Here is a 23,845-nt window from a genome sequence, read left to right on the forward strand (position 1 = left end):
TGACTGGCCGCACACGCGAGAAGTCGCGGTGGCCCGCGTGTGAAGCGCACAAGACCTCCGGCGTCAGGCCGGTTCATCACGTTACGGAAGGGTGGCCCCCGTGGGTAACAACCCGCTTGGGACGTTCCTGCCACTGATCTTGCTGGTAGTGGTTTTCTACTTCCTCCTGATCCGCCCCCAGCGCAAGCGGCAGCAGGAGCAGATCCAGATGCAGAACTCCCTGACCCCGGGCGTCCGGGTCATGACCACGACAGGCCTGTTCGCGACGGTCGTCGCACTGCAGGACGACGACGTCGTGCTGGAGGTGGCCCCCGGCGTCGAGACCCGCTGGGCCAAAGCGGCGATCGGCCGGGTGCTCACTCCCGTGGACGAGGTGACGGACGGGGAGGCCGAAGAGACCGTGACGGATGGTCCCGACACGGGGAACGGTGACGATACGAGCACCAAGCAGTCCTGAGTAGGCTGATCACAACCTTTCGACGAAAGAACTGACCTCCAGTGGCCCCACCGACCAGTAGCCAGAGCAAGCCTGGACGCACACTCCTGCTGCTCCTTGCGCTCATCCTCGTCATGGGCGCGACGGTCGCCCTCCAGAAGGCGTTCGTTCCCAAGTTCGGCCTCGACCTCGCGGGCGGCACCACTGTGACGCTCTCGCCGGTCACGGCGAACGGGAAGGCGCCGTCGCAGGAGAGCCTCGACCGAGCCGTGACGATCATTCGGCAGCGCGTCAACGGCACCGGCATCTCCGACGCCCAGGTCGCGAAGTCGAACGACAACATCGTGATCCAGATCCCGGGCGCGGGCCGGGAGGAGGCGCTCCGGCTGGTGTCGACCACCGCCGAACTGCGCATGCGGCAGGTGCTCGCGGTGGCCGCCGCCAAGGCGCCGCCGGCTCAGGTGCCCACGGCGGCGCCCACGCCCAGCGGGTCGGCCGCGGCGACGCCGGCGGCCACTTCGAAGGCGTCCACGCCGGCCAGGGAGAGCGCGGCCCCGAACGGGAACGCGACCCCGGCGGGCCGTGCCCTGTCGAAGGCGCTGACCGCGCCGTCGCCGGAGCCGAGCACCTCGACGAGGGCCACGACTCACCACAGGGCGGGCGCCGGGACAGCCCGGGGGGCCCGGGCCAAGGCGTCGCCCTCGGCGGCTCCCAGCCCCACGCCGACGGCGAGCCCGGAGGACACGAGCGACCCACTGGCCGGTCAGGACACCAGCGGCATCGACCCGGCGCTGCTCACCGAGTTCCGCAAGATCGACTGCACCGCGAAGAACCGCGGCCAGGGCGCCATCGACGACCCGAACAAGCAGATCGTCGCCTGCAGCGACGACGGCTCGGCGCGGTACATCCTGGACAAGGCCGCGGTGCAGGGCACCGAGATCAGCGGCGCGCAGGCGGGCACCGACCCCACCACCGGTGAGTGGATCGTCCAGGTCGACTTCAAGTCCAAGGGCGCCACCCAGTTCGCCGACATCACCCGGCGCATCACCAGCCTGCCGGCCCCGCGCAACCAGCTCGCCAACGTGCTGGACGGCGTCGTCATCGTCGCTCCGACGATCGAGGAGGCCATCCCCGGCGGCAGTGCCCGCATCTCCGGCAGCTTCACCCAGAAGACGGCCACCGAGCTGGCCGACCAGCTCAAGTACGGCGCGCTGCCGCTGAAGTTCCAGCAGAGCTCTGTCGTGTCGGTCTCCTCGACCCTCGGGCAGGACCAGCTCAACGGCGGTCTCATCTCCGGCGCGCTCGGCCTGATCGTCGTCATGATCTACCTGCTGCTCTACTACCGCGGCCTCGGGCTCATCGGCATCGCCAGCCTGGGCGTGGCCACCGTGTTCACCTACCTGACGGTGGACGTGCTGAGCCACAACGCCGGCTTCCGGCTCTCGCTGCCGCACATCATCGGTCTGGTGGTCTCGATCGGCATCACCGCGGACTCGTTCATCGTGTACTTCGAACGGATCCGCGACGAGATCAAGGAGGGTCACCGCACGCTGCGCTCGGCGGTGGAGGTGGCCTGGCGGCGCGCCCGGCGGACCATCCTGGTCGCCGACGCCGTCATGTTCATCGCCGCGGTGGTGCTGTTCTACCTGGCGGTCGGCGACGTGGCCGGCTTCGCGTTCGCGATGGGCCTGACGACGCTCATCGACATCGTGGTGGTGTTCCTGTTCACCAAGCCGCTGATGTCCCTCGTGGCGCGGTTGCGGTTCTTCGCGAAGGGCCACAAGCTGTCCGGACTCGACGCGGAGCGCATGGGCCGCACCAGCCCCGCCGAGCAGACCCTGCAGGAGGCGTGATGCCGGGAGTGATCAGCCGCCTCTACCGCGGCGACATCAACATCGACTTCGTCGGCAAGCGCAAGATCTGGTACGGCCTGTCGGTCTTCCTGCTGGCCGTCTCCATCCTGGGCCTGGCGCTGAACGGGCTGAACCTGGGCGTGGAGTTCCGGGGCGGCTCGGTGTTCGACTTCAAGCGCACACCCGGCTCCAGCCTCGAACAGGTCCGCGAGACCGTCGCGGACGCCGGAGTCCACCAGGTCATCGTGCAGCAGGCCGGCCCGAACTGGCGGGTCACCACCGAGAGCCTCAAGGCCGACGAGGTGACCAAGGTCCAGCAGGCGGTCGCCCAGAAGTACGGCACCACGAAGGACCAGGTCAGCTCGCAGGTCATCGGCGCGACCTGGGGTGGCGAGGTCTCGCAGAAGGCCTGGATCGGCCTCGCGGTCTTCATGATCGCGATCATGCTGTACCTGTCGGTGGCCTTCGAGTGGCGGATGGCCCTCGCGGCGATCGTCGCCCTCGTCCACGACCTCGTGATCACCGCGGGCGTCTACGCCTGGTCGGGCTTCGAGGTCACCCCGGCGACCATGCTCGGCTTCCTCACGATCCTCGGTTACTCGTTGTACGACGCGGTCGTCGTCTTCGACATGATCAAGGAGGTCACCGGCAAGCTCGGCACGAGCGCGAAGATGACCTACACGCAGGCCGCCAACAACGCGCTCAGCCACACGCTGATCCGGTCGCTGAACACCTCGCTGGTGGCGATCCTGCCGGTGGCGGCGATCCTGTTCATCGGCACCACGCTGCTCGGCGCGGGCACGCTGAAGGACCTGTCGCTGGCCCTGTTCGTCGGCATGATCGTCGGTACGTACTCGTCCCTGTGCGTGGCGACGCCGATCCTGGTCACGCTCAAGGAGCGGGAGCCCAAGTGGCAGGCGCTGGCCCAGCGGGTGCACGCCAAGCAGGTCTCCGCCGCCAAGGCCGCCGCCAAGGAGCCCGTCTCGGCAGGCTCGCAGAACGTCACCACGACCACGGAGAAGCGCAAGAAGCGCTGACGCCGTCTCGTCGCAGGCGCCCCCGGAACCCGCCCGGTTCCGGGGGCGCCTTCATGTCGGGCGGCGCCCTTATCTCGGGCGATCCCGTTAGGCTTGGGCGTCGTGACTGACTGGACGGCTCTCATCAGGGATGTCCCGGACTATCCGAAGCCGGGCATCCTCTTCAAGGACATCACCCCGCTGCTGGCGGACCACGCGGCCTTCACGCAGGTAGTGGACGAGCTCGGGGACGGCCTGGCGTTCGACAAGGTGGTCGGCATCGAGGCGCGGGGCTTCATCCTCGCCGCGCCGGTGGCCTACCGCAGCGGTGCGGGGTTCGTACCAGTGCGCAAAAAGGGCAAATTGCCCGCCGACACGTACGAGGCGTCCTATGATCTGGAGTACGGCTCCGCGACGATCGAGGTGCACGCCGACGCCTTCGACCCCGGCGACCGGGTCCTGATCGTGGACGACGTCCTCGCCACGGGCGGCACGGCCCGGGCGGCGGTGGAGCTGGTCAGAAGGACGGGCGCGGAGGTCGTGGCCGTGTCCTTCCTGATGGAGCTGTCCTTCCTCTCCGGCCGCGACCGGCTGCCGGGCCTGGACGTCCGCACCCTGCTCGCCGTCTGAGCCGTGCGGGCCGCTCAGGGGGCACGCGGCCGAGAGTGCTGTGGCAGCACGGATACACTGTGGAATCTGGACTCGACGTGAGGAGTCTGTGTGCCCCGTGAAGTGGTCGTGCCCGACAGCGCGCGGGTCGATCGCGGAGTGATCTCCCGCGACGCCCCCGAGCCCGTCGCAGACGTGCCCCCCGACGCGGCGCGCGACTCCGCGGCGGTCCCGGAGGACAAGCCGGCGTCGCCGGCCACGCGACGGAGGCTCGCCCGTTTCGGGGGGCAGTGGGGTGCTATGAATCCGGTGTTGGAACCGCTCTTCAAGACGGTCCGTGCCACCCATCCCAAAGCCGACCTGCGGCTGATCGAGCGTGCGTACGACGTCGCCGCCTACCATCACCGCGATCAGAAGCGCAAGAGCGGCGACCCGTACATCACCCACCCGCTCGCGGTGGCGACGATCCTGGCGGAGCTGGGCACGGACGACGAGACGCTGTGCGCCGCCCTGCTGCACGACACCGTCGAGGACACCGCCTACAGCCTCGACGAGTTACGAGCCGACTTCGGCGACAACATCGCGTTGCTCGTCGACGGCGTGACCAAGCTCGACAAGGTGAAGTTCGGCGACGCGGCGCAGGCCGAGACCGTGCGCAAGATGGTCGTCGCGATGTCGCGCGACATCCGCGTGCTGGTGATCAAGCTGGCCGACCGGCTGCACAACATGCGGACCATGCGCTACATGCCCGAGCACAAGCGCCAGCAGAAGTCCCGCGAGACGCTGGAGATCTTCGCGCCGCTGGCCCACCGGCTCGGCATGAACACCATCAAGTGGGAGCTGGAGGACCTCGCGTTCGCCATGCTCTACCCGAAGCGGTACGACGAGATCGCCCGGATGGTGTCGGAGCGCGCGCCGCGCCGCGACCTGTTCCTGCACGAGGTCATCGAGAAGGTCTCCGCCGACCTGCGCGAGGCGAAGATCAAGGCGACCGTGCGCGGCCGGCCCAAGCACTACTACTCGATCTACCAGAAGATGATCGCCAAGGGCGTGGCCTTCGACGACATCTACGACCTGGTGGGCATCCGCGTCCTGGTCGACACGGTCCGCGACTGCTACGCCGCGCTCGGAACGATCCACGCCCAGTGGAAGCCGGTGCCGGGGCGGTTCAAGGACTACATCGCCATGCCCAAGTTCAACATGTACCAGTCGCTCCACACGACGGTCATGGGACCCGAGGGCAAGGCCATCGAACTGCAGATCCGCACGCGGGCCATGCACAACCGCGCCGAGTACGGCGTGGCCGCGCACTGGAAGTACAAGGAGGAGATGACCGGGGCCGGCCCGGGCAAGGTCAAGCAGGTCAACGACATGGCCTGGCTCCGCCAGCTCCTCGACTGGCAGAAGGAGACCTCCGACCCCGGGGAGTTCCTGGAGTCGCTGCGCTTCGACCTGTCGGTCTCGGAGGTGTTCGTCTTCACCCCGCGCGGCCAGGTGATCGCCCTGCCCGAGGGCGCCACCCCGGTCGACTTCGCGTACGCCGTGCACACCGAGGTCGGCCACCGATGTATCGGCGCGCGGGTGAACGGCAGGCTGGTCCCGCTGGAGTCCCGCCTCGGCAACGGCGACACCGTCGAGATCTTCACGTCGAAGTCGCCGGACGCGGGACCGTCCAGGGACTGGCTGAAGTTCGTCAAGAGCGGCCGGGCCCGCAACAAGATCCGCCAGTGGTTCACCAAGGAGCGCCGCGAGACCGCCATCGAGGCGGGCAAGGAGGCCATCGGGCGGGCCATGCGCAAGCAGGGCCTGCCGCTGCAGCGGCTGATGTCCGGCGAGGCGCTGCTGGCCCTGGCCAGGGACCTGCGCTACGCCGACGTCTCGGCCCTGTACGCGGCCGTCGGCGAGGGGCACGTCGCGGCCCAGTCGGTCGTGGAAAAGCTCGTACAGGCCCTGGGCGGCGTCGAGGGGGCCGAGGAGGACATCGCCGAGGCCCAGGTCCCCACGCGGCTCAAGGGCCGTCTGAGGGCCAACTCGAACGCCGGCGTGATCGTCGCGGGCGACCCGGACGTGTGGGTCCGCCTGTCGCGCTGCTGCACCCCGGTGCCGGGGGACGAGATCGTCGGGTTCGTCACGCGGGGGCACGGCGTGTCCGTGCACCGCACCAACTGCCCGAACGTGGAGCAGCTCAGTGCCCACCCCGACCGGCTGGTCGAGGTCTCCTGGTCGCCCGGGGACGACTCGGTCTTCCTCGTCGCCATCCAGGTGGAGGCGCTCGACCGGCCCCGCCTGCTGTCGGACGTCACGCGGACCCTGTCCGACCAGCACGTGAACATCCTGTCGGCCTCGGTGACGACCAGCCGCGACCGGGTGGCGATCAGCAAGTTCACCTTCGAGATGGGCGACCCCAAGCACCTCGGCCACGTGCTCAAGGCGGTGCGCACCGTCGCCGGCGTCTACGACGTCTACCGCGTGACCAGCTGACGGCCCGCGGCCGCCGGGGCACCTGGAACAACAGGGCCGGCGACCGGACGGCCCGGCTCCGCTGCGTCGTCACCAGGCGGCGGACATGCGAATCCCGGCGTGACAAGAGGTCACGCCGGGACTCACGCGAAGCGGGTCAGGAGAACTCGGCGAGCGTGCGCTCCGCCTCCTGGAGCCAGGAGCGGCGGGCGGCCAGCGCCTCCTCCGCCTCCTTGACGTCCTTGTCCCGGCCGGCCGTCTGGGCCTTGGCCAGCCGCGTCTCCAGCTGGTCGATCGACCTGCGGAGCTGGTTGACCGTGTCCTGGGCGCGAGCCCTGGCTTCGGGGTTGGAGCGCTTCCACTCGGACTCCTCGGCCCTGCGGACCGCGTCGTCGACCTTGCGCAGCCCGCCCTCCAGACGGTCGCGCTGGTCGCGCGGCACCGGGCCCGCGGCCTCCCAGCGCTCCAGGATGCCCCGCAGCGCCGTGCGCGCGGCCCGCGCGTCGGTGACCGGCAGCAGCTTCTCGGCCTCGGCCAGCAGGGCCTCCTTCACCTCGGCGTTCGCCGCGAAGGAGGCGTCCCGCTCCGCGAACACCGCCGAGCGGGCCTGGAAGAACTGGTCCTGGGCGGCCTTGAAGCGCGCCCACAGCTCGTCCTCGACCTCGCGGGAGGCGCGTCCCGCGGCCTTCCACTGGCGCATCAGCTCCCGGTAGGCCGCCGCGGTGGCGTTCCAGTCCGTCGAGTCCGCCAGGGCCTCCGCCTCGCTGACGATGTGCTCCTTGGTGCCGCGCACCGCGTCGCGCTGCTGGTCGAGCGAGGAGAAGTACGCCTTGCGCCGCTTGGCGAAGGCCGTACGCGCCGTGGACAGCCTCTTCCACAGCGTCGCCTCGGTGGCCCGGTCGACCCGCTCGGCGGCCTTCCACTCGTCGACGAGCTGCCGCAGCCGCTCACCGCCGGACTTCCAGTGCGTCGTCTCCTCGGCGATGCGCTCGGCCTCGGCGACGATGCGCTCCTTCACCTCGCGCGCGTGCGCCCGGGCCTGGTCGCGCGCGGCCCGCAGCTCCTCGCGCCGCTTGCCGACCAGCTCGGTCAGCGCCGTCAGCCGGTCCTGCAGCGAACCGAGGTCGCCGACCGCGTGCGCCTCGGCCACCGACTCCCGCAGCTTGGCGATGCTCGCCTCGGCCTGGGCCGGCGCGAGGTCGGTGCCGCGCACCCGCTGCTCCAGGAGCTGCACCTGGCCCGCCAGCTCGTCGAACTTCCGGCGGTAGTAGGCCAGCGCCTCCTCCGGCTCACCGGCCTGCCAGGACCCGACGGCCCGTTCTCCCTCAGCCGTACGCACGTAGACGGTGCCGTCCTCGTCTACCCGGCCCCACGGGTCGGTGCTCACCGTGTCCTCCCGCACTTGAATCAGCCTCCAGGGCTCGATGTGCCCTTGGTTGTATTACGTCAGCTCTTGCTGGTGATTGTCACGTCTTTGATGACCACGGGCTGCTTCGGGGCACCAGTGCCGTCCCCGCCGGCACTGGGGATGACGCCCTTCTTGGCGACCTTGTCCACGATTTCGAGTCCTTTGGTCACCGTACCGAAAGGCGTGTAGTCGGGGGTCAGCCCGGTGTCCCCGAACACGATGAAGAACTGGCTTCCGTTGGTGTTCGGGCCGCTGTTCGCCATCGCGATCACGCCCCGCGTGTACTTGGCGCCCGCCAGGTTCTCGTTGGCGAAGCGGTAGCCGGGACCGCCCTGGCCGTCGGTCGGGTTCTTGCCGTCGGCCTTGGCCAGCGGGTCGCCGCACTGCAGGATCGGGAAGTCCGTGCCCATCCGGTGGCACTTCGTGTTGTCGAAGTAGTCCTTGGACGCCAGGAACTTGAACGAGTTGACCGTGCAGGGCGCCTTCTCGCTGTCCAGCCTCGCGACGATGTCGCCGAGGTTGGTCTTGATGGTCATGGTCGCCGGGGCGGTGCTCACCTTCTCCGGGGGCATGCCGACGTTCTTGACCTGGCCGCTGCCCTCGTCCGCGACGTAGCCGCAGGTGCCCTTGGCCGGGTCGTACGGCTTGGGGTCGGCCACGGCGGGCTTGATGCTCGCCGACGGCGACGCGGACGCCGTGGCGCTGCTGTCGTCGCGACCGAGAAGGGTCGTCGCCGCCACCACGCCGCCGATCACCACCACCACGGCCGCGGTGGTGCCTATGATCGCGGTGCGCCGCGACTTCTGCTCGCGTTCCGCGCGTGCCCGCAGCTGCCGTTCGTAGTGCTCCCGGGCCAGCTGCTTCTGCCGGTCCTTGCCGGTGACCACTTCGACCTCCCGACTTTCCTGTTTCCCATGGTCGTACGCCCGGACGCGATCTCGCCGGCGCGTGCCCGCCACACCCGGGAGGTGCTCCGGGAACGGCGGCCCGTTCTATAGCATCCGGCTCGACTGCTCCAAGAATGACTATTGAGGTGGGCGAATCGTATCGGCTGACGGGTATTGGTTCGCAGCCTGCCGACCCGCACCGGTACCCTTCGGTTACATTCGCTCGCGCAATCCTTGATTGATCCGTAGAGACGCAGAGGCCGCTTCCGTGCTCGTCGCCGGGTTTCCCGCAGGGTCGTTCCAGACCAACTGTTACGTCGTCGCTCCCGCTGCAGGCGAGGAGTGCGTGGTCGTCGACCCAGGTCAGGACGCCGTGGAGGATCTCGACGCGCTGCTGCGCGAGCACCGGCTCAAGCCGGTCGCGGTGCTGCTCACCCACGGCCACATCGACCACGTGTGGTCGGTGGCCCCGGTGTGCGGCGCCCGCGACGTGCCCGCGTGGATCCACCCGGAGGACCGCGACCTGCTGTCGGACCCGGCGAAGGGGTTCCCGCCGCAGGCGGGCCAGGCGTTCGGCGGGCTGAAACTTTCCGAGCCCGACGACGTACGGGAGCTGGCGGACGGGGCCGTGCTGTCGCTGGCCGGGCTGGAGCTCACGGTCGAGCACAGGCCGGGCCATACCAGGGGGTCGGTGACGTTCCGGACGCCCGTCGAGGACTCCCAGGTCCTGTTCGCGGGCGACCTGCTGTTCGCCGGCTCCATCGGCCGTACCGACCTGCCCGGCGGCGACTACGCCGCCATGCTGCGCAGCCTCGCCAAGACGCTGACGCTGCCGGACGAGACCACGGTCCTGCCCGGCCACGGACCTCAGACGACCATCGGCCGCGAGCGCGCGACCAACCCCTTCCTCAGGGACGTCGCGCCGCACGCAGGCCCGACCAGGGGATTGTGATGACCTTTCAGGCGCCCAAGGGCACCTTCGACTGGATGCCACCGCGTTCGGAGTGGGCTCTCGCCGTACGGGACGCCCTGGCCGCGCCGGCCCGCCGCGCCGGTTACGGCTACATCGAGACGCCGGCCTTCGAGGACACGGCGCTGTTCTCGCGCGGCGTCGGCGAGTCGACCGACATCGTGACCAAGGAGATGTACACGTTCACGAGCCGGGGCGGCCAGTCGCTGACGCTGCGCCCCGAGGGCACCGCGAGCGTGATGCGTGCCGTGCTCGAACACGGCCTGTACGGCGGGCCGCTGCCGATCAAGCTGTGGTATTCGGGCAGCTACTTCCGCTACGAGCGGGCCCAGGCGGGGCGCTATCGCCACTTCTCCCAGGTGGGGGCGGAGGCCCTGGGGGCCGAGGACCCGGCGCTCGACGCCGAGCTGATCGTGCTGGCGATGGACGGCTACGCCTCGCTGGGCCTGCGCGGCGTCCGGCTGCTGCTGAACTCGCTCGGCTGCAAGGAGTGCCGCCCGGCCTACCGCGCCGCGCTGCAGGACTTCCTGCGCGGCCTGGACCTCGACGAGCCCACCCGCAACCGCATCGAGATCAACCCACTGCGGGTGCTCGACGACAAGCGCCCCGAGGTGCGCGCGCAGCTGGAGAACGCGCCGCTGGTCACCGACCACCTGTGCGGGGCCTGCAAGGCCTACCACGAGGAGGTCAGGGGCCTGCTGACGGCCGCCGGCGTGACGTACGAGGACGACCCCCGGCTCGTGCGCGGCCTGGACTACTACACGCGTACGACCTTCGAGTTCCTGCACGACGGCCTGGGCGCCCAGTCGGCGGTCGGCGGAGGCGGGCGCTACGACGGGCTGAGCGAGCAGATCGGCGGCCCGGCGCTGCCCAGCGTGGGCTGGGCCCTCGGGGTGGACCGCACGGTGCTGGCGATGGAGGCCGAGGGCCTGCTCGCCGAGCGCCCCCGCGGCGTCGAGGTGTTCGCCGTGCCGCTCGGCGAGGAGGCTAGGCGGCGCGTGTTCCCGCTCGTGAGCGAGCTGCGCCGGGCCGGTCTCGCGGTCGACATGGCCTTCGGCGGCCGTGGCGTCAAGGGCGCGATGAAGGCCGCCGACCGCAGCGGCGCGCGGTACGCGCTCATCCTCGGCGACCGAGATATCGAGGCGGGAGCCGTGCAAGTGAAGGACCTGACCACAGCCGACCAGACCGCGGTTCCGCTCGCGGAGGTCGTCCAGTTCTTGAAGGGGAAACTCTCGTGATCCGCACCCACGAGGCAGGCACGCTCCGCAAGGAGCACGCGGGCCAGAAGGTGACGCTGGCCGGATGGGTGGCGCGCCGGCGCGACCACGGCGGCGTGGTCTTCATCGACCTGCGCGACGCCTCCGGCTCGGCCCAGGTGGTCTTCCGCGAGGAGGACCACGCTCACGACCTGCGCGCGGAGTACTGCGTGAAGGTCACAGGCGAGGTACGCCAGCGCCCGGCCGGCAACGAGAACCCCGATCTGCCCACGGGCGAGATCGAGGTCGTCGCCTCCGAGGTGGAGGTGCTGAGCGAGTCGGCGCCGCTGCCGTTCCCGATCGAGGGCAGCTCGGGCGTGTCGGAGGAGGCGCGGCTGAAGTACCGCTACCTCGACATCCGCCGTCAGCGGATCGCCGACGCGCTGCGGATCCGCTCGCAGGCGACCTACCTCGCCAACGAGGTCATGCGCGAGCGCGGGTTCGTCTACGTCGAGACGCCGAACCTGACCCGCTCGACGCCCGAGGGCGCCCGCGACTTCCTGGTGCCCGTCCGGCTCCAGCCGGGCAACTGGTACGCCCTGCCGCAGTCGCCCCAGCTGTTCAAGCAGCTCCTCATGGTGTCCGGCCTGGAGCGCTACTACCAGCTCGCCCGCTGCTTCCGCGACGAGGACCTGCGGGCCGACCGGCAGCCCGAGTTCACCCAGATCGACATCGAGATGTCGTTCGTGGACCAGGACGACGTGATCGAGCTGGGCGAGGCGCTCATCGGGCGGATCTGGAAGGAGACGCTCGGCTACGAGCTGCCCACGCCGCTGCCCCGGATGACGTACGCCGAGGCGATGGCGCGGTACGGCTCGGACAAGCCCGACCTGCGCTTCGGCGTCGAGCTGACCGACCTCACGGACTACTTCTCCGGCACCTCGTTCCGCGTCTTCCAGGCGCCGTACGTGGGCGCGGTCGTGATGCCCGGCGGCGCCTCGCAGACCCGCAGGGAGCTCGACGCCTGGCAGGAGTGGGCCAAGTCGCGCGGCGCGCGCGGCCTGGCGTACGTGCTGGTGCAGGAGGACGGCACGCTGGGCGGCCCGGTGGCCAAGAACCTGTCGGAGACCGAGCTGGCCGGCCTCGCCGAGGCGACCGGCGCCAAGCCCGGCGACGCGGTCTTCTTCGCGGCCGGCGCGCGCGCGGCCTCCCGCGACCTGCTCGGCGCGGCCCGCCTGGAGATCGGCCGCCGCTGCGACCTGATCGACGAGTCGCAGTGGTCGTTCCTGTGGATCGTCGACGCCCCGATGTTCGAAGAGGACGGCGAGGGCGGCTGGACCCCGGTCCACCACCCGTTCACCTCGCCGAAGCCCGAGTGGGCCGACACCTTCCAGGACAACCCCGGCGAGGCCCTGGCGTACGCGTACGACATGGTCTGCAACGGCATGGAGATCGGCGGCGGCTCGATCCGTATCCACCGCGCCGAGATGCAGCAGCGCGTGTTCGACGTGCTCGGCATCTCCAAGGAGGAGGCCGAGAGCAAGTTCGGCTGGCTGCTTGAGGCGTTCAAGTACGGCCCGCCGCCGCACGGCGGCATCGCCTACGGCTGGGACCGCGTCTGCATGCTGCTCGCGGGCGGCGAGTCGATCCGGGACGTGATCGCGTTCCCGAAGACGGCGTCCGGCTTCGACCCGTTGAGCGGGGCGCCCACCCCGATCAGCCCGGAGCAGCGCAAGGAGGCCGGCGTGGACGCCACGCCGAAGGGCGACAGGCCCGAGCCCGCCGCGCAGCAGAGCTGATCCCGACACAGGACGGCCCCCGCGACACCGGTCGCGGGGGCCGTCGTGCGTCCGGGGACGCTCAGACGATGGTCACGTCCTTGATCACGACCTTCTTCTTGGGGGCGTTGGAGCCCTCGCCCCGCACGTCGGCGGTGGGGTCGCCGTTGAACGGGATGATCCCGCCCCTGGCGATCTTGTCGATGACGTTCATGCCCTTGCTCACCACGCCGATCATGGTGAACGCGCCGCCGGCGGCGGTCAGCTGGCTGTTCTCGTCGCTGAAGGAGATGAAGAACTGGCTGCCGTTGGAGTTGGCGTCCTCCGTGTTCTGCGCCAGTCCGACGGTTCCCCGGACGAGCGGCATGCCGCCGAGGTTCTCGTCGTCGAACAGGTAGCCGGGGCCGCCCGTGCCGTCCTCCTTGCGCTTGCCGTCGCCCGTGGCCAGGGGGTCGCCGCACTGCAGCATCCCGAGTCCCACGGTCTCCACGGTGGCGAGGCGGTGGCACTTCGTGTTGTCGTAGAAGTTCTTACTGGCCAGGAACGCGAGCGAGTTCACCGCGCACGGCACGTCCTTCGTGGCCAGGTCGATGACGATCTCGCCCTGGTTGGTCGTGATGATCATCTGCTTGGCCAGGATGACCCTCCTGGTCAGCTTGCTGGGCGGGAAGCCCACGAACTTCGACGGGGCGCCCGTGTCGTCCTTGCGGTACTGGCAGGTGACCTGACGCAGGCTGGTGGGCTGGGCCGTCGGCGTGGGGTTCGCGAGCTCGGTGTGCGTCACCTTGGGACCCTCTGAGTCAGAGGGCGAGGCGGAGGCCGATGGGGTGGCCTCGGCTGTGGTCTTGGCCGAGCCGTCACTGCAGGCCACCAGGCTGCCCGCCAGCGCGAGGAGCCCCAGCCCGGCGCCGAGGGTGCCACGCAGGCGGCGACGGGGGGTGGTCGCGCGCCCGGTCGTGCTCACGCGCGAAGCCGGTTGCTTCTGCCGATCAGTGTCGGTCACCGCTATGCCTTCCCTTTCCCCTTTTGTTACGACTGATGCGTCACTCTATCCGTGATCCCGTCGGCTTCGTGTAAAGCAGACGTCCCAGGGGTATCACGACAGTTTGCGCTCATCTTGCTCTCAGATCCGCCTGGGAACCTCCTGCCGAGCGAATCCGTACAAGGGAGTACGGCTCGCGATCCGCGCCCCGGTTGCCGTCTCAGGAGCGATGCACGATGTTCGACCAGGTCTTCGGACTCCCGGCCCATGCTCTCATCGTCCACGCGGCCGTGATCTTCGCGCCGCTGCTCGCGGTGCTGTCGATCGCGTACGCCGCGCTGCCCCGCCTCCGGCACAAGCTCGACTGGGCCCTGGTCGTGACCGCCGTGGTGGCCCTCGGCTCGGTGTTCGCGGCCAAGGAGAGCGGGGAGGCGCTGGAGCACCGGCTGTTCCAGGGCCGGCCCTCCGAGGCGATCGAGGTCCACAGCGGCCTCGCGGACATCCTCGTGCCGGTGACCGCGATCCTGACCGTCGCGTCCCTGCTGATGGTGTGGCTCACCCGGGCCCGCCGCGCCCCCGAGGGCGGCGGCTCGCGGGCCGTCGCCCTGGTCGTGTCGGCCGCCGCCGTGATCCTCGCCGTGGCCGTCGGCTACTACGCCGTACGGACCGGGCACACGGGCGCGACGGCCGTGTGGGGCCGCTGACGGTAGTGTCGGCGATGTGGAGAGCCTGTTCGATTCGGCCGCCGAGGAGGCGCACCGGGGCCAGGAGCCGCTGGCCGTGCGGATGCGGCCGCGCTCGCTGGAGGAGGTGATCGGCCAGCGGCACCTGCTGGGGCCCGGCACGCCGCTGCGCCGTCTGGTGGAGAGCGACGCCCCCATGTCGCTGTTCCTGTGGGGACCCCCGGGCACCGGCAAGACCACGCTGGCGTACGTCGTGGCCGGCGCGACCAAGCGGAGGTTCGTGGAGATCTCGGCCGTCTCCGCCGGGGTCAAGGACGTGCGCGCCGCCATCGACCAGGCCCGCCGCGAGCTCGGCATGACCGGCAGGCAGACCGTGCTGTTCGTGGACGAGGTCCACCGGTTCAACAAGGCGCAGCAGGACGCGCTGCTGCCCGCGGTGGAGAACCGCTGGGTCACGTTCATCGGCGCGACGACGGAGAACCCGTTCTTCTCCGTCATCTCCCCGCTGCTGTCCCGCTCGCTGCTGCTCACCCTGGAGCCGCTGGCCGAAGACGACGTCCGCGCCGTCCTGGAGCGCGCGGTGGCCGACCCGCGCGGCCTCGGCGGGCGCGTCACGCTGCAGCCCGACGCCCTCGACCAGCTCGTACGGCTGGCCGGCGGCGACGCTCGGCGCTCGCTGACCTACCTGGAAGCCGCCGCGATGCTGGCCGACGACGTCACGGTGGAGGTCGTGGAGAAGGCCGTCGACAAGGCGGCCGTGCGCTACGACCGCCAGGGCGACCAGCACTACGACGTGGTCAGCGCGTTCATCAAGAGCATGCGGGGCTCGGACGCCGACGCCGCGCTGCACTACCTCGCGCGGATGGTGGAGGCGGGGGAGGACCCGCGGTTCATCGCCCGCCGGATCGTGATCTTCGCCAGCGAGGACGTCGGGATGGCCGATCCCACGTGCCTGCAGGTCGCGGTGGCCGCCGCCCAGGCCGTGGAGTTCATCGGCCTGCCCGAGGGCAGGATCAACCTCGCCCAGGCGGTCATCCACTGCGCGCTGGCGCCCAAGTCGAACGCGGTCGTGAAGGCGATCGGCGCGGCCTCCGACGACGTGCGGCGCGGCATGGTGGGCCGCATCCCCGACCACCTGCGCGACGCGCACTACCCGGGCGCGAAGAAGCTCGGCCACGGCAAGGGCTACCAGTACCCGCACGACTTCGAGCACGGCCTCGTCCGCCAGGACTACGCGCCGGAGGAGCTGCGGGAGCGCCGCTACTACGAGCCGACCGCGCACGGCGCGGAGGCGCGGTTCGCGGAGCGCTGGGCGAAGATCCGCAGCTTCCTGCGCGGCGGCTGAGCGCGGCCGGTGTGCGACCCGGGGTGTGTGGCGCGGAACGGCGGGCAGGGCGTTCGCGGTAAGGTCTTGCCATTCCAGCTCCGTTGATCTAGGGAGATCGGCACATGCTTACCGCGGGAGAGCTGGCGGGCCTCGTGGTCGCCATTTTCTGGGTGATCCTGGTCTGCTTCATGGTCGTCGTGCTGGTCAGGCTGGCCAGACTGCTGACCGAGACCCGCAAGTCCGTGGCCGAGCTGAGCGACCGCATCGCCCCGCTCCTCGACGACATGAGCCAGACCGTCTCCGAGGCCAACCGGCGGCTGGTGGCGGCCGAGGAGATCACGCACAACATGCGTGACGTCAGCGGCAACATGGTCAAGATCACCGGGGTGGCGTCCACGCTGTTCGCCGGTCCGGTGCTCAAGATCTCCGCCTTCCGGGACGGCTTCCGCCTGGCGCTGGCCCGGCGTGCCGCCCGCAGGGTCCCGGCCCGGCGGGTCGCCCGCGGCGGCCCCCGCACCGGCGACAGGATCAGCGAGCGGCACGCGGCCGAGCGCGCCGTGGAGCGCCGGGCGATCGGGAGGGGACGCGGATGATCCGGCGGCTCTTCTACATGTCCCTGGGCGCGTTCCTCACGGTCTGGACCATGCGTAAGCTTCAGTCGTTGCGGCCCGACCACGTGGCCAGGCGCACCGCCGACCGCGCGGTGACCCTCGCGGACCAGCTCAGGGACTTCGCCGGCGAGGTGCGCCACCTGTCGGCGAGCAGGGAAACCGAGTTGCGTGCCGAGTTCGGGCTCGACACGGTTGATGGAAACACCACCGGCAAGAACAGAATCTACGACGTAAAGGACGGCCGCTGAAATGGAGTCGGCAGAGATCGCGCGCCGCTTCCTGCGCTTCTTCGAGGAGCGCGGGCACACAGTCGTGCCCTCGGCCAGCCTGGTCGCCGAGGACCCGACACTGCTTCTCGTGAACGCGGGGATGGTCCCGTTCAAGCCCTTCTTCCTGGCGCAGCAGACGCCGCCGTACCGGCGGGCGACCAGCGCGCAGAAGGTCATGCGCACCCTCGACATCGACGAGGTCGGCAAGACCACCCGGCACGCCAGCTTCTTCCAGATGCTCGGCAACTTCTCCTTCGGGGACTACTTCAAGGAGCAGGCGATCCCGTTCGCCTGGGAGCTGCTGACGCGGCCCGAGTCCGACGGCGGCTTCGGCTTCCCCGAGGACCGCCTGTGGGCGACCGTCTACCTGGACGACGACGAGGCCCAGGACATCTGGCACCGCAAGGTGGGGCTGCCGCTCGACCGCATCCAGCGCCGCGACCTCGCCGACAACTACTGGCACATGGGCGTTCCCGGGCCGGGCGGGCCGTGCTCGGAGATCTACTACGACCGCGGCCCCGAGTACGGCCGCGAGGGCGGGCCGATCGCCGACGAGAACCGCTACCTCGAGGTGTGGAACCTCGTCTTCATGCAGTTCCAGCTCAGCAAGGTCCGCAGCAAGATCGACTTCGACGTGGCGGGCGAGCTGCCGGCCAAGAACATCGACACCGGCATGGGCCTGGAGCGCATGGCGGCCATCCTGCAGGGCGTCGACAACATCTACGAGATCGACACGACGTACAAGATCCTCGACACGGCGGCCGACCTCACCCGGTCCCGCTACGGGCGCGACAAGCGCGCCGACGTGTCGCTGCGGGTGATCGCCGACCACATGCGGGCGGGCGTCATGCTCGTCGGCGACGGCGTGCTGCCGTCCAACGAGGGCCGCGGCTACGTGCTGCGCCGCATGCTGCGCCGCGCGATCCGCAACCTCCGCCTGCTCGGCGCGGGCGAGGAGCGGCACATGCACGCGCTCACCGCCGTCACCATCGACGTGATGGGCGAGCAGTACCCCGAGCTCAAGGCCGACGCCGCCAACATCCACACGGTCATCGACGCCGAGGAGGCGTCGTTCCTCGGCACGCTCCGCACCGGTACGGCGATCTTCGACGTCGCGGTCGAGGAGACCAAGCGCAAGGGCGTCTCGACGCTCAGCGGCGACCAGGCGTTCCAGCTCCACGACACCTACGGCTTCCCGATCGACCTCACCCTGGAGATGGCGGCCGAGCAGGGCCTCCAGGTGGACGAGGAGGGCTTCCGCCGGCTCATGAAGGAGCAGCGGGACCGCGCCAAGGCCGACGCCGCGGCAAAGAAGACCGGCAACGCCGACATCTCGGTGTTCACCGGCATCCTGGAGAAGGCCGGGAAGGTCGACTTCCTCGGTTACGACCACACCACCGCCGAGGCCAACGTCATCGGCCTGCTCGTCGACGGCGCGTCCGTCCCGGCGGCCGGCGCGGGGACCACGCTGGAGGTCGTGCTCGACCGCACCCCGTTCTACGCGGAGGGCGGCGGTCAGCTCTCCGACCAGGGCCTGATCCGCACCGGCGGCGCGGAGATCGAGATCGTGGACGTCCAGTCGCCGGTGCCCGGCCTGATCGTGCACCGCGGCAAGGTGCGCACCGGCGAGGTGCGCGTCGGCGACCAGGCGCAGGCCGACATCGACCTGGAGCGGCGGCGCGCGATCTCGCGCAGCCACACCGCGACCCACCTGGTCCACCGCGGGTTCCGCAACGCCCTCGGCGAGTCGGCGGCCCAGGCGGGCTCGGAGAACTCCCCGGGCCGCTTCCGCTTCGACTTCACCGCGGCCGGGGCCGTCTCCCCGTCGATGCTGCGCGACGTCGAGGACGAGGTGAACGCCGTCCTGATCAACGACCTCAAGGTCAACGCGTTCTACACCAGCCAGGCGCAGGCCCGCGCGATGGGCGCGCTCGCGCTGTTCGGCGAGAAGTACGGCGACGAGGTCCGGGTGGTCGAGGTCGGCGACTACTCCCGGGAGCTGTGCGGCGGCACCCACGTGGCCAGCTCCGGCCAGCTCGGCCTGGTCAAGGTGCTGGGCGAGTCGTCCATCGGCGCGGGCGTGCGCCGCGTGGAGGCGCTCGTCGGGCTCGACGCGTTCCGGTTCCTGGCTCGCGAGAGCGTGCTGGTCGCCCAGCTGAGCGAGCAGCTCAAGACCCGCCGCGAGGAGCTGCCCGAGCGCATCGAGGGCATCGTCACGCGGCTGCGCGCCGCCGAGAAGGAGCTGGAGAAGCTGCGCTCGGCCCAGGTGCTCGCGGTGGCGGGCGAACTGGCCGCGCAGGCCCGCGACGTGCAGGGCGTCTCCGTGGTGACGCACCGCGCGCCTGATGGCACCTCCGCCGACGACCTGCGTAAACTCGCCCTCGATGTGCGCGGCAGGTTCCCTGGCGACCGCGCCGCGGTCGTCGTCGTCTCCGGCGTCCCCTCCGACCGGCCGGTCGTCGTCGCCGCGGTCAACGAGGCGGGACGCGAGCGGGGCCTGAAGGCGGGCCGGCTCGTCGGCGTCGCCGCCAAGGCACTCGGGGGTGGCGGTGGCGGCAAGGACGACGTGGCCCAGGGCGGCGGCACGCGGCCCGAGGCGATCGGCGACGCGCTGCGCGCGGTCGAGGAGGCCATCTCCTCCGCCGTGGCGTGAGCGGCCGATGAGGCATGGCGTCAGGATCGGGGTCGACGTCGGCTCCGTCCGCATCGGCGTGGCCCGCAGCGACCCGTCGGGTCTGCTGGCCACGCCGGTGGAGACCGTACGGCGCGGCCGTGGCGACCTGGCGAGGATCGCGGAGATCGCGGCCGAGCACGAGGCGATCGAGATCGTGGTCGGGCTGCCCACGTCGCTTTCGGGCAGGGAGAGCCACGCCGCCGGGGCCGCGCGCGAGTTCGCCGCGCGGCTGGCCGTCCGGGTGGCTCCGGTCCCGATCCGGCTGGTAGATGAGCGGCTCACCACGGTCAGCGCGCAGCAGGGCCTGCGTTCCAGCGGCGTGAGGGCCCGCAACCAGCGTGACGTGATCGACCAGGCGGCGGCCGTCGTGCTGCTGCAGGCCGCGCTCGACGGCGAGCGGGCCACCGGCAATCCCCCCGGCAGACCTCTCGAACCACCACGGCCCGGCACCGGGCCAGGTGAGGAAGCGAGCGGCGGGACCGCCAGGTGAGGCGGACGTTCGCCGCCGTGGCCGGGGGGCTCGCCCTGGTCGCGGTGGCGGTGGCCTACGGCGTGCACCAGGTGGTCGGGCAGTCCGAGGAGGCCCCCGACTACTCCGGCGGCGGTTCCGGGACGGTCACGGTCGAGATCACGCCGGGCGCGAGCGCCGCCGAGATCGGCGAGACGCTGGAGCGGGCCGGCGTGGTGGCAAGCGCCCAGTCGTTCGTCGCGCAAGTGATCACGCGCTCCAAGGAGAGCGGGCTGCACCCGGGCCGTTACACCCTGCGTCGGCGCATGGCCGCCGCCAGCGCACTCGATCTGCTGCTCTCGCCCGCGAGCAGGGTCGTGCGCACGGTCACCGTGCCCGAGGGGCTGCGCACGAGCGAGGTGCTGCGCACGCTCGCGGACCGGACCGGCATCCCCCTGAAGGACTTCACCACGGCCGTCGCCGAGCCCCGGCGTCTGCGCCTGCCCGCGTACGCCGAGGGGACGGCCGAGGGGTTCCTGTTCCCCGCGACGTACGAGATCGAGCCGGGGATGACCGCCGTCGACCTGCTCAGGAAGATGGTGGCCCGGTTCCGCGTCGCCGCCGCGAAGGTGAAGCTGGAGGACTGGGCGCCGCGCGTGCGGCTCACGCCCAAGCAGGCGGTGACGGTCGCCAGCATCGTGCAGGCCGAGGGCGGCGTCCCGGCCGACTACCCCAAGATCGCCAGAGTGGTGTACAACCGTCTCGCGCGCGGCGCGAAGCTGGAGATGGACAGCACGGTCAACTACGCGCTGAACCGCCACACCCTCAAGGTCAGCACCGAGGACACGCGGGTCGACTCGCCGTACAACACCTACGCGCGCTCCGGGCTGCCGCCCGGGCCCATCGGCAACCCGGGGGAGAGCGCGCTCGCGGCCGCCCTCCACCCCGCCGACGGCACGTGGTACTGGTTCGTGACCACAGATCCTCGGCGTAAAATCACCAAATTCACTGACAAAGAGGCTGAGTTCAGGAAATATCGGGAGGAGCTGAACAGGTATCTCGGGACGAACTGATCGCCTCCCGGGCATCCGCGCGGCACCGTCCCGCGGGGTTCCGGAGCGCGCCCGGTGCGTCCGCACGGCCCCGCCGCCCCCGGGCGGGGCTCCATATATCGGGAACGCCCCCCGCGGAACCCCCTGTCCCGAACCCCCTCGGTTTGGCACACTCGCTTGACGGGAGGCCTCTCGTACCGAGAGATTGGCCAGCGCACTATGAATGATCTGGACATGGACTTCCTGCTCGGCGCCGAGGACGACGACGGTTCTCCCCGGCGCCGGCCCTCTGGCAGCCGGACCCAGCAGCGGCGCAGCCGCAGACGCCGCAAGAGGCAGCGGCGCAAGGGCAGGGTCGCCACGCTGTTCGCCATCGTGATCATCATCGGGGTCCTCGGCGGCCTCGGTTACTTCGGATTCACCTGGGCGCGCGGCGTGATGATCCCCAAGGACTTCACCGGGGAGGGGCGCGGGGAGGTCGTCGTCGAGATCGAGGAGGGCGCGAGCGCCACCGACGTCGCCCAGATGCTGGAGGACGAGGGCGTCGTGGCCAGCGCGCGGGCGTTCATCAACGCCATCGGCGCCGCCGGGAAGAGCTCCTCGCTCCAGCCGGGCCAGTACGAGATGCGCAAGGGCATGTCCGCCGAATCCGCCCTGGCCCTGCTCGACCCCAAGAACCGGATGCTCAACCGGCTGACCATCCGTGAGGGCCTGCGGCTCAGCAAGATCTACGAGGAGCTGTCGACGGCCACCGGCAAGCCGGTCGAGGACTTCAAGAAGGCCGCCCGCACCGACATCGGTCTCCCCGCGTACGCCAAGGGCCGTCTTGAGGGCTTCGCGTTCCCGGCCACGTACGAGATCAGCAGCAAGCTCACCCCGCAGCAGATCCTCACCAAGATGGTCGACCGGTTCAACCAGACCGCGGACCAGGTCGACCTGGAGAAACAGGCGAAGCAGCTCGGCTTCACCGCCAGGCAGATCATCATCATCGCCAGCATCGTGCAGGCCGAGTCCGGCAGCGCCGATGACATGCCGAAGGTCGCCCGGGTCATCTACAACCGGCTGAGCTCCGACCCCCAGATGAAGCTGGGCATGGACAGCACGGTCATGTACGGCCTGAACAAGTACGGCATCGCGGCCTCGCACGCCGACCTGGAGAGCACCTCGCGGTACAACACGTACAAGTACTTCGGCCTGCCGCCCGGCCCGATCAGCAACCCCGGCGACCACGCGATCGAGGCCGCGCTGCACCCGGCGGACGGCAACTGGCTGTACTTCGTGACGGTCGACCCCAAGCGGGGCATCACCAAGTTCACCGACAAGGAGTCGGAGTTCTGGAAGCTCCGCGACGAGTTCAACAGGAACAACAAATGACCGCGACCGGCCGGCGGGCCGCCGTCCTGGGCTCCCCGATCGCGCACTCGCTGTCCCCGGTGCTGCACCGGGCGGCGTACGCGGCGATGGGCCTGGCGGACTGGCGCTACGACGCGATCGAGTGCGCCGAGGACGGGCTGGCCGACCTGGTCGGCGGGCTCGGCCCGGAGTGGGCGGGGCTGTCGCTCACGATGCCGCTCAAGCGCGCCGTGCTGCCGCTGCTCGACACCGTCTCCGACCTCGCCGTGGCGGTCGGCGGCGCCAACACCGTGGTGTTCCGCGACGGCGCCCGGCACGGTGAGAACACCGACGTGTACGGCATCGTCGAGGCGCTCGCGGAGGCGGGCCTGCCCGCGCCTGCCTCCGCGGTCGTCCTCGGCGGCGGCGCCACCGCGGCCTCGGCCGTGGCCGCCCTGCGGGAGACGGGCCTCGCGGAGGTCACGCTGGTCGTGAGGGACCCGGGCCGTGCGGGAGAGACCCTGCGGGTCGCCGAGCGCCTCGGCGCCACGGTGACCGTGCGCTCCTTCGACGACTTCGACCCCGCGGCCGACCTGGTCGTCTCCACGCTGCCGTCCGGCGCGGCCGACGCGCTGGCCGAGCGGGTCGCGGCCCGCCTGCCCGAGAAGGCGGCGCTGTTCGACGTCGTCTACGCGCCCTGGCCGACGCCGCTGGCCGCGGCCGTACGGGCGCGAGGGCGCACGGTGATCGGCGGCTTCCCGATGCTGCTGCACCAGGCGGTGCGGCAGGTCGAGCTGATGACCGGCCGCGCGGACGTGCCGGTGGAGGCGATGCGCGCCGCCGGCGAGGCCGAGATCGCGCGGCGCGCGGCCTCCTGACCGGCACGGGGCGCACCGTGGCACCTCCCGTGGGTGCCCCGGAATACATCGGGGACCTTCCGGTTTGTGGTAGCGTAGGAACTCGATCGGTCCGGCATGAGCTGGACGCGCAAGCGGAGGTCCTCCTCCCACCTGCTCCGCCGAAAGGCGGACGGGTCAAGGATCACACCGGAGTTTTCGGCAGGAGAGCTCAGTGACCCCGCATGCGTGACGTGCGGGGTTTTGTTTTTGCTCCGCGCGGTCGAGACAAGCGGAAGTCTTTTGGAGGTCCCATCAGCACCGAGCCCCGCATCAACGACCGTATTCGCGTGCCCGAGGTGCGCCTCGTCGGCCCGAACGGCGAACAGGTCGGCATCGTCTCCATCGGCGACGCACTGAAGCTGGCGCAGGAGAGCGATCTCGACCTGGTGGAGGTCGCGGCCACGGCCCGCCCGCCCGTCTGCAAGCTCATGGACTACGGCAAGTTCAAGTACGAGTCGGCCATGAAGGCGCGCGAGGCCCGCCGCAACCAGGCGCACACGATCATCAAGGAGATCAAGCTCCGGCCGAAGATCGACCCGCACGACTACGAGACCAAGAAGGGTCACGTCGTGCGCTTCCTGAAGGCGGGAGACAAGGTCAAGGTCACGATCATGTTCCGGGGTCGCGAGCAGTCCCGGCCGGAGCTGGGCTTCCGGCTCCTGCAGCGCCTCGCCGAGGACGTCACCGACCTGGGGTTCGTCGAGTCGCAGCCGAAGCAGGACGGCCGCAACATGATCATGGTGATCGGGCCGCACAAGAAGAAGGCCGAGGCGAAGGCCGAGAAGGCCGCCGCCAAGGCCCGCGGCACCGGCCAGCAGGAGGCGGAGCCCGCCGAGGAGCAGGCCGCGCAGCCGCAGTGACGCCCGCTTGAACCATCGGGCGGGGCGCCGCAGACGTACACGGAAACCGAGACCGGGACGGTCTCGCGGAGTAAGGCAGGCCGCCGGCCCGGGTC

At 70.5% G+C, this 23,845-nt stretch carries 21 protein-coding genes; 18 read left to right on the plus strand and 3 right to left on the minus strand.

Annotation, left to right across the window (positions count from 1 at the left end):
- The first annotated feature begins 100 nt into the window (after positions 1–100).
- The 5 genes from yajC (at position 101) to Msi02_RS19010 (ending at position 6,395) form a co-directional block, all read left to right on the plus strand.
- Complete coding sequence (gene yajC, locus Msi02_RS18990; RefSeq protein WP_079316518.1) at positions 101–457, plus strand: preprotein translocase subunit YajC; 357 nt, start codon at positions 101–103, stop codon at positions 455–457.
- Between the two features lie 113 nt (positions 458–570).
- Complete coding sequence (gene secD / locus Msi02_RS18995; protein ID WP_204049589.1) at positions 571–2,289, plus strand: protein translocase subunit SecD; 1,719 nt, start codon at positions 571–573, stop codon at positions 2,287–2,289.
- Positions 2,289–3,326, plus strand: coding sequence for a protein translocase subunit SecF (gene secF / locus Msi02_RS19000; protein ID WP_204049590.1), 1,038 nt, complete (start codon positions 2,289–2,291; stop codon positions 3,324–3,326). The genes secD and secF overlap by 1 nt, the downstream gene beginning before the upstream one ends.
- Before the next feature lie 102 nt (positions 3,327–3,428).
- Positions 3,429–3,935 (plus strand): adenine phosphoribosyltransferase, encoded by a 507-nt coding sequence (locus tag Msi02_RS19005; protein ID WP_239108514.1) that lies wholly within the window; start codon positions 3,429–3,431, stop codon positions 3,933–3,935.
- Positions 3,936–4,214: 279 nt separating this feature from the next.
- Positions 4,215–6,395, plus strand: coding sequence for a RelA/SpoT family protein (locus tag Msi02_RS19010; RefSeq protein WP_204049628.1), 2,181 nt, complete (start codon positions 4,215–4,217; stop codon positions 6,393–6,395).
- Between the two features lie 136 nt (positions 6,396–6,531).
- Here the strand turns inward: Msi02_RS19010 and Msi02_RS19015 are convergent, their stop codons facing one another.
- On the minus strand, positions 6,532–7,761 hold the full coding sequence (locus Msi02_RS19015) for a DUF349 domain-containing protein (protein WP_079316543.1): 1,230 nt from the start codon (positions 7,759–7,761) through the stop codon (positions 6,532–6,534).
- Between the two features lie 59 nt (positions 7,762–7,820).
- A complete protein-coding gene (locus tag Msi02_RS19020; protein ID WP_079316523.1) occupies positions 7,821–8,669 on the minus strand; it encodes a peptidylprolyl isomerase in 849 nt (282 codons plus the stop codon).
- Positions 8,670–8,937: 268 nt separating this feature from the next.
- On the opposite strand from Msi02_RS19020, the gene Msi02_RS19025 reads away from it, so the two are divergent.
- From Msi02_RS19025 to aspS, 3 genes are read left to right on the plus strand one after another with little or no spacing between them, the layout of a single operon-like run.
- Entirely contained in the window at positions 8,938–9,621 is a 684-nt protein-coding gene (locus tag Msi02_RS19025; RefSeq protein ID WP_204049629.1) for an MBL fold metallo-hydrolase, read from the plus strand.
- Positions 9,621–10,877 carry a histidine--tRNA ligase gene (gene hisS / locus Msi02_RS19030; RefSeq protein WP_079316525.1) on the plus strand — a complete coding sequence of 419 codons (1,257 nt, stop codon included), beginning with the start codon at positions 9,621–9,623 and terminating at the stop codon, positions 10,875–10,877. Before Msi02_RS19025 ends, hisS begins: the two co-directional genes overlap by 1 nt.
- A complete protein-coding gene (aspS, locus tag Msi02_RS19035; RefSeq protein WP_079316526.1) occupies positions 10,874–12,634 on the plus strand; it encodes an aspartate--tRNA ligase in 1,761 nt (586 codons plus the stop codon). The genes hisS and aspS overlap by 4 nt, the downstream gene beginning before the upstream one ends.
- Positions 12,635–12,695: 61 nt before the next feature.
- Here aspS and Msi02_RS19040 read toward each other — a convergent pair whose 3' ends face one another.
- Complete coding sequence (locus Msi02_RS19040) at positions 12,696–13,577, minus strand: peptidylprolyl isomerase (protein ID WP_239108515.1); 882 nt, start codon at positions 13,575–13,577, stop codon at positions 12,696–12,698.
- Positions 13,578–13,831: 254 nt separating this feature from the next.
- Here Msi02_RS19040 and Msi02_RS19045 point away from each other — a divergent pair, with 254 nt between their 5' ends.
- The 10 genes from Msi02_RS19045 (at position 13,832) to infC (ending at position 23,750) form a co-directional block, all read left to right on the plus strand.
- Entirely contained in the window at positions 13,832–14,299 is a 468-nt protein-coding gene (locus Msi02_RS19045) for a DUF2231 domain-containing protein (RefSeq protein ID WP_204049592.1), read from the plus strand.
- A gap of 16 nt (positions 14,300–14,315) precedes the next feature.
- A complete protein-coding gene (locus Msi02_RS19050) occupies positions 14,316–15,623 on the plus strand; it encodes a replication-associated recombination protein A (RefSeq protein ID WP_239108516.1) in 1,308 nt (435 codons plus the stop codon).
- A 104-nt stretch (positions 15,624–15,727) separates the two neighbouring features.
- Positions 15,728–16,198: a DUF948 domain-containing protein gene (locus Msi02_RS19055; RefSeq protein ID WP_079316530.1), complete on the plus strand. Its 471-nt coding sequence runs from the start codon at positions 15,728–15,730 to the stop codon at positions 16,196–16,198.
- On the plus strand, positions 16,195–16,464 hold the full coding sequence (locus Msi02_RS19060) for a hypothetical protein (protein ID WP_079316531.1): 270 nt from the start codon (positions 16,195–16,197) through the stop codon (positions 16,462–16,464). Before Msi02_RS19055 ends, Msi02_RS19060 begins: the two co-directional genes overlap by 4 nt.
- Position 16,465: 1 nt before the next feature.
- Positions 16,466–19,138, plus strand: coding sequence for an alanine--tRNA ligase (alaS, locus tag Msi02_RS19065; protein WP_204049593.1), 2,673 nt, complete (start codon positions 16,466–16,468; stop codon positions 19,136–19,138).
- Positions 19,139–19,145: 7 nt separating this feature from the next.
- Positions 19,146–19,649 carry a Holliday junction resolvase RuvX gene (gene ruvX / locus Msi02_RS19070; protein ID WP_204049594.1) on the plus strand — a complete coding sequence of 168 codons (504 nt, stop codon included), beginning with the start codon at positions 19,146–19,148 and terminating at the stop codon, positions 19,647–19,649.
- Positions 19,646–20,680 (plus strand): endolytic transglycosylase MltG, encoded by a 1,035-nt coding sequence (gene mltG / locus Msi02_RS19075; protein WP_204049595.1) that lies wholly within the window; start codon positions 19,646–19,648, stop codon positions 20,678–20,680. The genes ruvX and mltG (Msi02_RS19075) overlap by 4 nt, the downstream gene beginning before the upstream one ends.
- A gap of 198 nt (positions 20,681–20,878) precedes the next feature.
- Positions 20,879–22,033, plus strand: coding sequence for an endolytic transglycosylase MltG (gene mltG / locus Msi02_RS19080; RefSeq protein ID WP_079316534.1), 1,155 nt, complete (start codon positions 20,879–20,881; stop codon positions 22,031–22,033).
- A complete protein-coding gene (locus Msi02_RS19085) occupies positions 22,030–22,869 on the plus strand; it encodes a shikimate dehydrogenase (protein WP_204049596.1) in 840 nt (279 codons plus the stop codon). The genes mltG (Msi02_RS19080) and Msi02_RS19085 overlap by 4 nt, the downstream gene beginning before the upstream one ends.
- Positions 22,870–23,072: 203 nt before the next feature.
- Positions 23,073–23,750 (plus strand): translation initiation factor IF-3, encoded by a 678-nt coding sequence (infC, locus tag Msi02_RS19090; RefSeq protein ID WP_204049597.1) that lies wholly within the window; start codon positions 23,073–23,075, stop codon positions 23,748–23,750.
- Positions 23,751–23,845 lie beyond the last annotated feature (95 nt).

It is taken from the genome of Microbispora siamensis (assembly GCF_016863095.1).
Taxonomy (GTDB): Bacteria; Actinomycetota; Actinomycetes; order Streptosporangiales; family Streptosporangiaceae; genus Microbispora; species Microbispora siamensis.

What these genes read in the sequence shown, in the direction of transcription:
- secD (WP_204049589.1), top strand. Translation starts at nt 571, where the DNA reads ATGGGCGCGACGGTCGCCCTCCAGAAGGCGTTCGTTCCCAAGTTCGGC.
- secF (WP_204049590.1), top strand. Translation starts at nt 2,289, where the DNA reads ATGCCGGGAGTGATCAGCCGCCTCTACCGCGGCGACATCAACATCGAC.
- Msi02_RS19010 (WP_204049628.1), top strand. Translation starts at nt 4,215, where the DNA reads ATGAATCCGGTGTTGGAACCGCTCTTCAAGACGGTCCGTGCCACCCAT.
- hisS (WP_079316525.1), top strand. Translation starts at nt 9,621, where the DNA reads ATGACCTTTCAGGCGCCCAAGGGCACCTTCGACTGGATGCCACCGCGT.
- Msi02_RS19045 (WP_204049592.1), top strand. Translation starts at nt 13,832, where the DNA reads ATGTTCGACCAGGTCTTCGGACTCCCGGCCCATGCTCTCATCGTCCAC.
- Msi02_RS19055 (WP_079316530.1), top strand. Translation starts at nt 15,728, where the DNA reads ATGCTTACCGCGGGAGAGCTGGCGGGCCTCGTGGTCGCCATTTTCTGG.
- Msi02_RS19060 (WP_079316531.1), top strand. Translation starts at nt 16,195, where the DNA reads ATGATCCGGCGGCTCTTCTACATGTCCCTGGGCGCGTTCCTCACGGTC.
- alaS (WP_204049593.1), top strand. Translation starts at nt 16,466, where the DNA reads ATGGAGTCGGCAGAGATCGCGCGCCGCTTCCTGCGCTTCTTCGAGGAG.
- ruvX (WP_204049594.1), top strand. Translation starts at nt 19,146, where the DNA reads ATGAGGCATGGCGTCAGGATCGGGGTCGACGTCGGCTCCGTCCGCATC.
- mltG (WP_079316534.1), top strand. Translation starts at nt 20,879, where the DNA reads ATGAATGATCTGGACATGGACTTCCTGCTCGGCGCCGAGGACGACGAC.
- Msi02_RS19085 (WP_204049596.1), top strand. Translation starts at nt 22,030, where the DNA reads ATGACCGCGACCGGCCGGCGGGCCGCCGTCCTGGGCTCCCCGATCGCG.
- infC (WP_204049597.1), top strand. Translation starts at nt 23,073, where the DNA reads ATGCGTGACGTGCGGGGTTTTGTTTTTGCTCCGCGCGGTCGAGACAAG.